This is a genomic window from Aeromonas sp. D3, from assembly GCF_027705025.1.
Classification (GTDB): domain Bacteria; phylum Pseudomonadota; class Gammaproteobacteria; order Enterobacterales; family Aeromonadaceae; genus Aeromonas; species Aeromonas salmonicida.
In genome coordinates this window covers 82,447-95,030 of the sequence record NZ_JAPDBE010000017.1, presented here as the reverse complement: position 1 = coordinate 95,030, position 12,584 = coordinate 82,447, and the positions used below count along the sequence as shown (strand labels likewise).

The window sequence follows — 12,584 nt, the reverse complement described above, 5'->3', positions numbered from 1 at the left end:
ACTACCTGAAGCAACACCGCTTATATACCCGCACACTTGGAATTATTTGAGTCTCTAAAAATGAGGGGATCTCTGAGGGATCAAACAGGTTGCGGCCATCCACGATCAGCGGTTGCTTCAATGCCTGCTTGATGGTGGCAAAATTGGGTGCTTTGAAATGGTTCCACTCGGTGCAGATCACCAGGGCATCTGCCCCAAACACGGCGGCCTCCTTGGTCCCCATCAGCCTCAGGTTGTCACAATAGCCATAGAGCTGCTGGGTCTCCTGCATGGCTTCCGGATCATAGGCTTGCACTGTGGCGCCAGCACGCCAGAGGGCCTCCATCAGGGCACGACTCGGGGCCTCGCGCATGTCGTCGGTATTGGGTTTGAATGCCAGCCCCCACAGAGCGATCGTCTTGCCTGCCAGGGATTCCCCCTGGGCGCTGAAGAAGTCTGACAGTATCTCGTAGAGTCGCGATTTTTGCTGCTCGTTGATGCGCTCCACCGCCCGGATCAGCGGCGTGTCATATTGCAGTTCCTGGGCTGTTGCCAGCAAGGCTTTGACATCCTTGGGGAAACAGGAGCCGCCATAGCCACAGCCAGGGTAGATGAACTGATAACCGATGCGCTGATCCGACCCTATCCCCTGACGCACCATCTCGATGTCGGCCCCGACCCGCTCGGCCAGGCCAGCCATCTCGTTGATGAAACTTATCTTGGTGGCCAGCATGCAGTTGGCGGCGTACTTGGTCAGCTCGGCACTGCGCACATCCATGAACAGGATGCGGTCATGGTTGCGATTGAACGGCTCGTAAAGCTCGCGCATCAGCTGGCGGGACGCCTCGTTGCGAGTGCCGACCACGATGCGATCCGGCCGCAGACAGTCCTGGATGGCGGAGCCCTCCTTCAGAAATTCGGGGTTGGAAACCACATCGAAGGCAAATGACTTGTCCAGTTGCTGCTGAACCAGCTGCACCCTGGCTGTCACCTTGTCGGCTGTGCCCACCGGCACGGTCGACTTGTTGACTATGATGACGGGCTCATCACGATGACGAGCTATGGTGTCAGCCACCTCCAGCACGTGGCAAAGATCGGCAGAGCCATCTTCTCCCGGTGGGGTGCCCACCGCCAAAAACTGCACCTCACCGTGTTTGACGGCCAGGATTGCATCCGTGGTACACACCAGGGCACCACTCTTGATATTGCGCTGGAGCAGCGCCTCCAATCCGGGTTCATAGATGGGAACCTGACCAGCCATCAAGTCAGCCACCTTCTGTTCATCGACATCGACACAGATAACCTGATGACCAATATCGGCCAGTACAGTAGCCAACACCAGCCCCACGTAACCACTTCCAAATACAGTAATGTTCATATTGATACAACCAGAATGTCAGAGATGATGCAGTGTTGAAAAATGAGCATTTTTCGGATTTTAAATATTTACCACACCCCTATAAATGGTCGCAGCGTTTAATTGTTACCAGCTGTTTCTGCCCCCTTGCCACCCCGCTTTCATATGGATTTTGACAGTGAATTGTTACCAGCTGTTGCTGAGCCATTGCGGGGCCAATTTTATATACGCTATGTTGAAATTAATGTTTAAGGCCGCCTGTTCTGATGGGCACTGATTAATATTCATTGTTGGATCTCTTATGCAAGACTTTCTGCCATTTTCGAAGCCAGCCATCGGCGACGCCGAAATAAGTGCTGTCTGTGAGGTGCTGAAATCGGGATGGATCACCACGGGCCCGAAGAGTCACGAACTGGAACAGCAATTCTGTGACACATACGGCTGCCAGCATGCGGTCGCGCTCAACTCTGCCACCGCTGGCATGCACGTCACCCTGATGGCGCTGGGCATAGGCCCGGGGGATGAGGTGATTACCCCGTCACAGACCTGGGTGTCCACCATCAACCTCATCACACTGCTCGGCGCCGAACCCGTTTTCGTCGACGTGGACAGAGACACACTGATGACCAGCGCAGAGCTGGTCGCGCCGCTCATCACAGTCAACACCAAGGCCATCATTCCGGTTCACTACGCCGGCGCCCCCGTCGATCTGGACCCTATTCTCAAGCTGGCCAGACAATACGACATCCCCGTCATCGAAGACGCCGCCCATGCCATTGGCACCCGCTATCGGGATCGCTGGATTGGCGCCACCGGCACCGCCATCTTCTCCTTCCATGCAATCAAGAACCTGACCTGCGCCGAAGGGGGCATGCTGGTGACCGATGACAAGGCGCTGGCGGACAAGGTACGCATGCTCAAGTTTCATGGTCTCGGGGTGGATGCCTTCGATCGCATGACGCTGGGCCGCAAACCGCAGGCGGAGGTAATAACGCCGGGCTTCAAGTACAACCTGACCGACATCAACGCCGCCATCGCCCTGGTCCAGCTGGCACGCCTGCCCGAACTCAATGCCAGGCGCGCCGGGCTGGTCGCCCGTTATCAGGAAAAACTGGCAGGGCTGCCGCTGGCGCCACTCGCCATCCCAACCTATCCCCATCTGCACGCCTGGCACCTCTTCATAGTGCGGGTCGACCCCGAGCGCTGCGGTCTCGACAGGGATCAACTGATGCAGGCGCTGCAGGAGCGCGGCATCGGCACCGGCCTGCACTTTCGTGCCGCCCATACCCAGAAATATTACCGCGAGCGCTACCCCGCCCTCAGCCTGCCTCATACCGAGTGGAACTCATCGCGCCTGTGCACACTGCCACTCTTCCCGGACATGACGCTGGCCGACGTTGACCGTGTGGTCGCGGCACTCACCGACATATTGGAGTAACGACACGTGAACAACACAGACATCAAGCTGGTTTCGGTGATCATCCCCGTTTACAACGAGGAGGCCAGTCTGCCCGTGCTGCTGAGCCGGGTCACCGCCGCCTGTGAGCTCCTGCCTCAGGATTACGAGGTGATCCTGATCGACGACGGCAGCCACGACGGCTCCACCGAGATCATCAGCGAGGCCGCCGCCAACAGTGACGGCAAGCTGGTCGGCGTGTTGCTCAATCGCAACTATGGCCAGCATGCCGCCATCATGGCCGGCTTCGAAACCGCCAAGGGAGATCTGGTGATCACCCTGGATGCGGACCTGCAGAACCCGCCGGAGGAGATCCCCCGTCTGGTGGAGGCCGCCATGCAGGGCTATGACGTGGTGGGCACAGTGCGCCGCAACCGCCAGGATTCCTGGTTTCGCAAGACGGCCTCCCGCCTCATCAACAAGTCGGTGCAAAAGGCGACCGGCGTCCACATGAGCGACTACGGCTGCATGCTGCGGGCCTACCGACGCCACATCATAGACGCCATGCTCTGCTGCCAGGAACGCAGTACCTTCATCCCCATCCTGGCCAATAGCTTCGCCCGGCGCACCATAGAGCTGGAAGTCGGCCATGCCGAGCGGGCCCACGGTGAATCCAAATACGGCCTGATGCACCTCATCAACCTGATGTATGACCTGGTCACCTGCATGACCACCACACCGCTGCGCCTGCTCAGCATCGTCGGCAGCCTGGTGGCGGGGCTCGGCTTCACCTTCTCCATACTGCTGGTCCTGATGCGCCTCGTCATGGGTGCCGACTGGGCCGCCGATGGCGTCTTCACCCTCTTTGCCATTCTCTTCACCTTCGTCGGCGTGCAACTGCTGGGCATGGGGCTGCTGGGGGAATACATAGGCCGCATGTACACAGATGTGCGCGCCCGCCCCCGTTACTTCATCCATCAGATAGTGCGCACCGCCACCCCTTCGCAACAGGAAACTGAACAATGAAAGCTGTCGTCTTTGCTTATCATGATATCGGCTGCACCGGTATCGAGGCCCTGCTCGAGGCAGGTTACGAGATCCAGGCCGTCTTCACCCATACCGACGACCCGGGCGAGAACCGCTTCTTCGGCTCCGTGGCCCAGCTCTGTGCCGAACACGGTCTGCCGGTCTACTCCCCCGAAGATGTCAACCATCCGCTCTGGGTAGAGCACATCAAGGGGTTGGCACCCCAGGCTCTCTTCTCTTTTTATTACCGCCACATGCTCAAGCAGGAGATCCTGGATATCCCCTCCGCTGGCGCCTTCAACCTCCATGGCTCCCTGTTGCCTGCCTATCGCGGCCGTGCCCCCATCAACTGGTGTCTGGTCAATGGTGAACAGCTGACCGGTATCACACTGCACCAGATGACGATGCGGCCCGATGCCGGCGCCATCGTCGCCCAGCAGGCCGTCGCCATCAAGGAGGCCGACACTGCGCTGACCCTGCATGGCAAAGTGCGCCTCGCCGCCAAAGCCTTGCTGGACGCCGAATTGCCCAAGTTGCGGACGGGCGACATCAGCCTCACCCCGCAGGATGAGTCCAGAGCCAGCTACTATGGTCGCCGCACCCCGGCCGATGGCGAGCTGCACTGGGATAAATCCGCCAGGGATCTCTACAACCTGGTGCGCGCCGTCACCCAGCCCTATCCGGGCGCCTTCAGCTTCGCCGGAGATCGCAAGCTGACGGTGTGGAAGGCAACCCACATAGCCCAGGATAGCGACATGCTGCCCGGCACCATCCTCAGCCAGGATCCGCTGCGCATTGCCTGCGGTGAAGGGGTACTGGAAATCGTGGCCGGTCAGGCGGAAGGGGGACTCTATGTGCGCGGTGCCCAGCTCGCCCGTGAACTGGGCCTGGTGGCAGGCATGCGCCTCGGCGCCAAAGCCAGCAGTACCCTGTGCAAGGAGCGATTGACCAGGGTACTGATCCTCGGGGTCAACGGCTTCATCGGCAACCACCTGACCGAGCGTCTGCTCAAGGATGGCCGTTACGAGGTCTATGGGCTGGATATCAGCGCCAGCGCGCTCGGACGCTTCATCGACCACCCCCATTTCCATTTCGTTGAAGGGGACATCAGTATCCACACAGAGTGGATCGAGTATCACATCAAGAAGTGCGACGTGATCCTGCCGCTGGTGGCCATCGCCACCCCCATCGAATACACCCGCAACCCGCTGCGCGTGTTCGAGCTCGATTTTGAAGAGAACCTCAAGATCGTCCGCTACTGCGTGAAGTACAACAAGCGCATCATATTTCCCTCCACCTCCGAGGTGTACGGGATGTGCGACGATCACAGCTTCGATGAAGACGAGTCCCGCCTCATCGTCGGCCCCATCCACAAGCAGCGCTGGATCTACTCCGTCTCCAAGCAGCTGCTGGATCGGGTGATCTGGGCCTATGGCAAGAAAGAGGGGCTCAATTTCACACTGTTCCGCCCCTTCAACTGGATGGGCCCGCGGCTGGACAGCCTGGACTCAGCCCGCATCGGCAGCTCCCGCGCCATCACCCAGCTGACCCTGAATCTGGTGGACGGCACCCCGATCCAGCTGGTGGATGGCGGCGCCCAGAAGCGCTGCTTCACCGACATAGAGGACGGCATCGAGGCCCTGTTCCGCATCATAGAGAACAAGGGCAACCGCTGTGATGGCCAGATCATCAACATCGGCAGCCCGGACAACGAGGCCAGCATCCTCCAGATGGCCGAAGTGCTGCTCGGCAAGTTCGAGGCTCACCCGCTGCGCCACCACTTCCCGCCGTTTGCCGGTTTCAAGCGAGTGGAGAGCAAGTCCTTCTACGGTGACGGCTATCAGGATGTCTCCCACCGCCGTCCCAGCATCAAGAATGCCCGCCGCCTGCTCGACTGGGAACCGACCATCGAAATGGAAGAGACCATCGGCAAGACCCTGGACTTCTTCCTGCAAGGGGCGGTCAGCACGGGAGTCGAGCATGATTGATGTGGGTCTGCGGATCGACGTTGATACCTTCAGGGGGACCCGTGACGGGGTTCCCCGCTTGCTGCAAACCCTCGACCGGCATCAGATCAAGGCCAGCTTCTTCTTCTCCGTGGGCCCCGACAACATGGGGCGCCACCTGTGGCGCCTGCTCAAACCCCGCTTCCTGCTCAAGATGCTGCGCTCCAACGCGGCATCCCTCTATGGGCTGGATATTCTGCTGGCCGGCACCGCCTGGCCCGGCAAGTCCATCGGCAAGCAGCTGGGCTCCCTGATGCGCGATACCGACAGCGCCCGCCACGAGGTGGGCTTGCACGCCTGGGATCACCACGGCTGGCAGGCCAATACGGGCCGCTGGGATGAAGCGACGCTTATTCACCAGACAAGGCTGGGGGTGGATGCCCTCAACCAGATCCTGGGGCGGGAGGTGGATTGCTCCGCCGCCGCTGGCTGGCGGGCAGACCCGCTCACCACCCAGGCCAAGGAGGCGTTCGGCTTTCGCTACAACAGCGATTGCCGTGGCAGCGGCCTGTTTCGACCCCTGCTGCAGGATGGCCGACCGGGTACGCCGCAGATCCCAGTCAACCTGCCCACCTTCGACGAGGTGGTCGGCACAGAGGTGACGACGGCGCAGTTCAACGCCTTCATGTTGGACCGGCTCAGCACGCCGCCGCAGGTGGCGCCTCACGTCTACACCATTCACGCCGAGGTGGAAGGGATCGTCATGGCGGATCAGTTCGATGCGCTGCTGGCCGAGGCTCGCGCTCGCGGCATCCGCTTTGTCCCGCTGGGGAGTCTGTTACCCCCGGATCCCGCTCAATTGGATGCCGGACGGCTGGTGCGCGGCACCCTGCCGGGGCGAGAGGGATGGCTTGGCTGCAAGGCCGATGTCTAGACTCTTACTCACATCGCGGACGTCATGATGCGCCATTGCGCTCACCATACAATGCTACAGAGGATGTCATGAAGTTGACCAAGTGGGCCCTGCCCCTGTTCTTTCTCTTGTTTTACCTGCTGCCCCTCGACCAGCGGCCGCTTTGGAGCCCCGACGAGAACCGTTACGCCGAGATAAGCCGGGAGATGGTGAGCACGGGGGATTGGGTCGTGCCCCACTTCCTGGGCTTGCGCTATTTCGAGAAGCCCATCGCCGGTTACTGGTTCAACAGCATCAGCCAGCAGCTGTTTGGTGACACCAACTTCGCCGTGCGCTTCGCCTCGGCCGCCGCCACAGGCCTGAGCGCCCTACTGATCGTCTGGTTCGCGCTGCAGCTTTGGCAGTGCCGGCGCAAGGCCTTCCTTGCCGGGCTCATCTACCTGTCGCTGTTGATCGTCTATGGCATAGGCACCTACAGCGTGCTCGATGCCATGGTCACCCTCTGGCTCAACGCGGCCATGGTCAGCTTCTATCTCATCCGGCAGGAGAGCCCGCTGCGAACCCGGGTCGCCGGCTACCTGCTGTTTGGCCTGGCCTGCGGCATGGGCTTTCTCACCAAGGGCTTCATCGCCCTGGCGGTGCCTGTCATCGTCATAGTGCCCTACGTCATTTATCAGCGCCGCCTGCTCGAACTGCTGCGCTTCGGCCCATTGGCAATGGTGAGTGCCGCCCTGCTGGCCGCCCCCTGGGCCATCGCCGTGCACCTGCGGGAGCCCGATTACTGGCACTACTTCTTCTGGGTCGAACACATACAGCGCTTCGCGGCGGATAACGCCCAGCACAAGGCGCCGTTCTGGTACTACCTGCCCATGGGGCTGCTCGGCACCCTGCCCTGGCTGGGCCTGCTACCCGGCGCACTTCGCAAGGGCTGGCAGGATCGCAAGATAAGTCCGGAGACCCTCTATCTGCTGGCCTGGGTGGTACTGCCATTGCTGTTCTTCAGCGTTGCCAAGGGCAAGCTGCTCACCTATATCCTGCCCTGCTTCGCTCCCCTGGCCATGCTGCTGGCCGCCAGCGCCATGGACAAACTCAAGGAGAGGAAAGCACAGCCATTCAGGCTCAACGCCTGGTTGAACGGCCTGTTCGGCCTGCTATGCATGGGTATCCTCGCCGTGCTGGCCTTCTCTCCCAGCCACGCCGTCTATGGCACCGAAGATAATGGCGCCCTGGCGGTGGCCATGGTCATCTTCGCCGGCTGGGCCCTGCTCGGTTTCATCCAGTTGAAGGATGCCAACCGCCGCTGGACCCTGAGCGCGCTCTGCCCCATGGTGCTGGCGGTGGGTCTGCCCTGGGCATTGCCGCAATCCTTGATCGATTCCAAGCTGCCGGAGCACTTCATCGAGGCCAACCAGACAGTACTGATGGACTCCAGCGCCCTGCTGGCCAACGATGTGGGGCTGGCCTCCTCCCTCGCCTGGGGCACCCGGCGCAGCGAAATAACGCTATTCGACAGCAAGGGGGAAGTGCATTACGGCTTGAGTTACCCGGATGCCAAGGAGCGCTACGTGACCCGGGCCGACTTCCCGGTCTGGCTGGCCGAGGCGCGTAAAAACGGCCAGGTTGCCCTGTTGCTGAAGACGGATAAAGACGGCAGCACGGGATCTATGCCACCGGCCGACGAGACGATAGTGAGCCACCGGCTGACCCTGCTTGTCTACCACGGGGCCCGCTGATGAACATGTTGCTGCTTCTGCTGGTGTGCCTGCTGACCTGCGGCGGCCAGATGCTGCAAAAACAGGCGGTCATCAACTGGCAGCGCCAGCCATGCAGCCACTGGCAGAAGCTGTTTTCACCCTGGCTCATCGCCAGCGTGGCGGCCCTCGGCAGCGGCATGCTGCTCTGGATCTACCTGCTGCAACGACTGCCGCTGAGCATGGCTTACCCCATGCTCAGTATCAATCTGATGCTGGTGCTGATTGGCTCGCGGCTGTTTTTTCACGAGCAGATCAGCTACCACAACTGGCTGGGGGCCGGCGCCATCATCGTTGGCGCCCTCTTGCTGGGAGGCTTGCTATGAAAGGTGACAATACCGGGGTTGGCAAAGAATCTGCGGTGACGGGGAGGCCCGCGATCAAGGGCTATCTCTATGTACTCGGCAGCATACTGCTGGTGACCCTGGCCCAGCTCGCCATGAAATGGGGAGTCATGCAGTTGCCAGCCTGGCAGGCCAGCCTCGATATCATGCTGGCTCACCCGGTGCCGCTGCTGGTCATCACAGCCGGAGTGGGCTGCTATGCCCTGTCGCTGCTCTGCTGGTTGGCGGCGCTGCACTTCACCCCGCTCAATATCGCCTACCCCCTGCTCAGCACCAGCTATGCGCTGGTCTACCTGCTGGCGGTCACCATACCGAGCTTTGCCGAACCGCTGGAGCCGGGCAAGGCGGTGGGAGTGATCTTCATCCTGCTGGGGGCCGTGCTGGTGGGGGTAAAACCGGTGGGCAGGAAGCGCAACGCCCATTAACCCATCACGGTTTGGCTCGCTATCCTCCCTGTGCAAGGGCTGCTTCGGCAGCCCTTTTCTTATGATGCGGATCCCTCTGCTCACCCGGCTCACCTCCCTTCGTCGCTGCGCGCCAGGGAACAAGTGTCACGCCAGTGAACCAGTCGGGCGGCGGTACTGACAAGCGGCGTACTTGACCGCACTCGGAACATGCCTTTATAACGGAACTCCCAAGGAAGAGAGAATTCTATGTCGGCCAAGCATCCCATCATTGCAGTCACCGGTTCGTCCGGTGCCGGCACCTCCACCTCCACCAACGCCTTTCGCTCCATGTTTCATCAGCTTGGTTACAAAGCGGCCGTGGTGGAAGGGGACAGTTTTCATCGCTACACCCGACCGGAAATGGACGTGGCGATCCGCAAGGCGCGCGAGCAGGGGCGCCACATCAGCTATTTCGGCCCCGAGGCCAACGACTTCGCGCTGCTGGAATCCTTCTTCCAGGAGTACGGCCAGAACGGCAGCGGCCAGTATCGGCGCTATCTGCACAGCTTTGACGAGGCGGTCCCCTTCAATCAGATGCCGGGTACCTTCACCCCCTGGCAAAATCTGCCGAGCGAGACAGATCTGCTGTTTTACGAGGGACTGCACGGCGGCGTGGTCACAGATGACCACAATGTGGCGCGTCACGTGGACTTTCTCATCGGCGTGGTGCCCATCGTCAACCTGGAGTGGATCCAGAAGCTCATCCGCGATACCTCGGAGCGCGGGCATTCGCGCGAGGCGGTCACCGACTCCATAGTCCGCTCCATGGATGACTACATCAACTTCATCACACCGCAGTTTTCCCGCACCCATATCAACTTCCAGCGGGTGCCGACCGTGGATACCTCCAACCCCTTCAGTGCCAAGGTGATCCCGAGTCTGGACGAGAGTATGCTGGTGATCCGGTTTCGTGGCATCAAGCAGGTGGACTTCCCTTACCTGTTGTCGATGATCGATGGCTCCTTCATCTCACGGATGAACACTATCGTGGTTCCGGGTGGCAAGATGGGCTTCGCGATGGAGCTGATCCTGCGCCCGCTGATCCAGCAACTGCTCGAAACTGGCAAGATCACTTAAGCCAAGGAGCTTATGATGCGGTTAGCGTTTATCTCTGTGGTATTGGCCGCCCTGCTGGGCGGTTGCAGCAGCGGTCCGGCCGCTCCGACCCTGGAGTCGGGCACCATGGTGGTGCGACCGGCTGCGAGCTGGCCGTTTGGTGCGACGCCGCGCTACGCGCTGGCCGAGCAGTTCCAGTATGCGGGTGAGAGTGCCGAGGGCTGGCTGGTGCCGGTTCAGCAGGCGGTCAATCAGGAGCTCGGCAGCAAGGGCTGGCAGAGCGTGCCCCTCGATGAAGCGGATCTCTGGGTTGCCATCGGTGTCGCAGGCAGCAAGGACTTGAGCGATGGCGAGATCTTCGCCCGCCTCGGCATGACCCCGGGGCTGCAAGCCAAAGTGGGGGCACGCAAGGGTACCCTGGCCATAGTGCTGCTCGACCGGCGTACCCAGCAGGCGGTGTGGAGCAGTGCCATCCAGCTCGCCAGTGACGTCGCCATCCCCGACGAGTCACGCCGCCAGCTGAGCCAGCAACTGGCCGGCCAGATGCTGGACTCCCTGCCCGCCCGCTAGCACGGGTCTTTTCCCCTTGAAACAAAACGGCCTGCGAGAGCAGGCCGTTGTGATCACACCATGACGATTACTTGCGCTGACAGGTCAGCAGGGTCACATCTTTCTGACTGAGGATGGCCTGTTTCTCCTGATTCCAGAAGGTGGTGACACCATCGGAATACTTGGCGCCAGACTCCGCTTCTACCCGGCCCAGCTTGTGATACACGCCGGCGTACGGGAACTGCACCATGTCGGCCTGAGCATCATAGGTAATGGCCAACAGCTCTTCCCCGCACTGGTACTGGCTGTACTGGTACTGGGTCGGCTGGGGCATGCTGCAGGCCGCCAGCCCCAGCAGGGGAAGTAACACTATCAAGTTTTTCATTGCACTTTCCTTATGTCATGGCGTTATCGACGGGACAAATCACAGCTATCAGGCTTCAAGAATTTGATAACTATGGGTAATTTCTACCGCTTTTTCCAACATCAGGGAGACGGAACAATACTTTTCCATCGACAGGTCCACCGCACGGGCCACCTGCTTCTCGGCCAGCCCCTTGCCGGTGACCACAAAGTTGAGGTGGATCTTCTCGAACACCCGCGGCACCGACTCCACCCGCTGCCCTTCCAGTTCCACATGGCAGGCGGTCACGGATTGACGTGCCTTCTCCAAAATGGAGACAACGTCGATCGAGCTGCAGCCGCCCACCGCCAGCAGGATCATCTCCATCGGGCTGGCACCTTCGCCGGGGTTGGCGCCGTCCAGGGTCACCTGATGACCGGACTCACTCTCGCCGACAAACTTCATGCCTTCCACCCAGCTGACCTTGGCTTTCATCTCACATTTCCTCTTAATGACGACATATCTGACTGACATAGCATACCCCAGACGGCGCCCAATCGGCATATGTGAGCCATTTTCGCGAACTTCGGTGCTAACTAGATCAAAATCAACATCTGATGCCCCCAAGTTCCCTAAAATGGCGCAGATAGCGCAGCAGGCATCAAGGGGATCTGGCAAAAGCCCTCAAAGCCTTGTCAGCACAGACAAAGGCTCTTATCCTACTGCGACTAATACAAGGAATGGCAAGGTTGGCAGCTTGCCCGGACGCACGAGTCCATAAAAAGACACTACAGAGGAATTCTCATGGTCATTGGCAAACCGCAAAGCGATCCCACCCTGGAATGGTTCTTGTCGCACTGCCACATTCATAAGTATCCCGCCAAGAGCACCCTGATCCATGCGGGTGAGAAAGCGGAGACCCTCTACTACATCGTCAAGGGCACTGTGGCCGTCTTGATCAAGGACGATGAAGGCAAGGAGATGATCCTCTCCTATCTGAACCAGGGCGACTTCCTGGGCGAGATGGGCATGTTCGAGGAGAGCGAGAATCCAGAGCGTTCCGCCTGGGTGCGCGCCAAAGGCTCCTGTGAAGTAGCCGAGATCTCTTACAAGAAGTTCCGTCAGCTGATCCAGGTCAACCCGGACATACTGATGCGTCTCTCCGGCCAGATGGCGACCCGACTGCAGCACACCAGTCAGAAAGTCGGCAACCTGGCCTTCCTGGACGTGACAGGTCGGATCGCCCAGACCCTGCTCAATCTGGCCAAACAGCCGGACGCCATGACCCACCCGGATGGCATGCAGATCAAGATCACCCGTCAGGAGATTGGCCAGATCGTCGGCTGCTCCCGTGAAACCGTTGGCCGGATCCTCAAGATGCTCGAAGAGCAGGAGCTGATCTCAGCCCACGGCAAGACCATAGTGGTGTTTGGTACCCGCTGACAGGGTTCCCTGACGGCTCAGCACAGAGCCGTTGG

General features: G+C 60.3%; 13 protein-coding genes. 10 read left to right on the top strand and 3 right to left on the bottom strand.

Annotated features, from left to right (window positions below; all coding sequences use genetic code 11):
• Position 1: 1 nt before the first annotated feature.
• Positions 2-1,357: a UDP-glucose dehydrogenase family protein gene (locus tag OKC28_RS12040; RefSeq protein ID WP_270689364.1), complete on the bottom strand. Its 1,356-nt coding sequence runs from the start codon at positions 1,355-1,357 to the stop codon at positions 2-4.
• Positions 1,358-1,637: 280 nt separating this feature from the next.
• On the opposite strand from OKC28_RS12040, the gene arnB reads away from it, so the two are divergent.
• From arnB to OKC28_RS11995, 9 genes are all read left to right on the top strand, one after another.
• Complete coding sequence (gene arnB, locus OKC28_RS12035; protein WP_270689362.1) at positions 1,638-2,774, top strand: UDP-4-amino-4-deoxy-L-arabinose aminotransferase; 1,137 nt, start codon at positions 1,638-1,640, stop codon at positions 2,772-2,774.
• Between the two features lie 6 nt (positions 2,775-2,780).
• Positions 2,781-3,758, top strand: a complete 978-nt coding sequence (gene arnC, locus OKC28_RS12030; protein WP_059168506.1) for an undecaprenyl-phosphate 4-deoxy-4-formamido-L-arabinose transferase — start codon at positions 2,781-2,783, stop codon at positions 3,756-3,758.
• A complete protein-coding gene (gene arnA / locus OKC28_RS12025) occupies positions 3,755-5,746 on the top strand; it encodes a bifunctional UDP-4-amino-4-deoxy-L-arabinose formyltransferase/UDP-glucuronic acid oxidase ArnA (protein WP_270689360.1) in 1,992 nt (663 codons plus the stop codon). The genes arnC and arnA overlap by 4 nt, the downstream gene beginning before the upstream one ends.
• Positions 5,739-6,638: a 4-deoxy-4-formamido-L-arabinose-phosphoundecaprenol deformylase gene (arnD, locus tag OKC28_RS12020; protein ID WP_270689359.1), complete on the top strand. Its 900-nt coding sequence runs from the start codon at positions 5,739-5,741 to the stop codon at positions 6,636-6,638. The genes arnA and arnD overlap by 8 nt, the downstream gene beginning before the upstream one ends.
• A gap of 68 nt (positions 6,639-6,706) precedes the next feature.
• Positions 6,707-8,350 carry a lipid IV(A) 4-amino-4-deoxy-L-arabinosyltransferase gene (arnT, locus tag OKC28_RS12015; protein WP_270689358.1) on the top strand — a complete coding sequence of 548 codons (1,644 nt, stop codon included), beginning with the start codon at positions 6,707-6,709 and terminating at the stop codon, positions 8,348-8,350.
• A complete protein-coding gene (locus OKC28_RS12010) occupies positions 8,350-8,694 on the top strand; it encodes an EamA family transporter (RefSeq protein ID WP_270689357.1) in 345 nt (114 codons plus the stop codon). The genes arnT and OKC28_RS12010 overlap by 1 nt, the downstream gene beginning before the upstream one ends.
• Complete coding sequence (gene arnF, locus OKC28_RS12005) at positions 8,691-9,137, top strand: 4-amino-4-deoxy-L-arabinose-phosphoundecaprenol flippase subunit ArnF (protein WP_270689356.1); 447 nt, start codon at positions 8,691-8,693, stop codon at positions 9,135-9,137. Before OKC28_RS12010 ends, arnF begins: the two co-directional genes overlap by 4 nt.
• Positions 9,138-9,365: 228 nt before the next feature.
• The gene (locus OKC28_RS12000; protein WP_005311770.1) at positions 9,366-10,235 is read left to right on the top strand and encodes a phosphoribulokinase; all 870 of its coding nucleotides are present in this window, start codon (positions 9,366-9,368) and stop codon (positions 10,233-10,235) included.
• Positions 10,236-10,250: 15 nt separating this feature from the next.
• A complete protein-coding gene (locus OKC28_RS11995; RefSeq protein ID WP_021138329.1) occupies positions 10,251-10,784 on the top strand; it encodes a DUF4136 domain-containing protein in 534 nt (177 codons plus the stop codon).
• A 67-nt stretch (positions 10,785-10,851) separates the two neighbouring features.
• On the opposite strand, the gene OKC28_RS11990 is transcribed toward OKC28_RS11995, so the two are convergent.
• Together OKC28_RS11990 and OKC28_RS11985 are read right to left on the bottom strand one after the other, a co-directional pair.
• Entirely contained in the window at positions 10,852-11,148 is a 297-nt protein-coding gene (locus OKC28_RS11990) for an MliC family protein (protein WP_021138330.1), read from the bottom strand.
• Between the two features lie 48 nt (positions 11,149-11,196).
• On the bottom strand, positions 11,197-11,601 hold the full coding sequence (locus OKC28_RS11985) for an OsmC family protein (RefSeq protein WP_005311765.1): 405 nt from the start codon (positions 11,599-11,601) through the stop codon (positions 11,197-11,199).
• A 309-nt stretch (positions 11,602-11,910) separates the two neighbouring features.
• Between OKC28_RS11985 and crp the strand changes: the two genes are divergently transcribed.
• Positions 11,911-12,549, top strand: a complete 639-nt coding sequence (gene crp / locus OKC28_RS11980; RefSeq protein WP_005311762.1) for a cAMP-activated global transcriptional regulator CRP — start codon at positions 11,911-11,913, stop codon at positions 12,547-12,549.
• Positions 12,550-12,584: the final 35 nt, after the last annotated feature.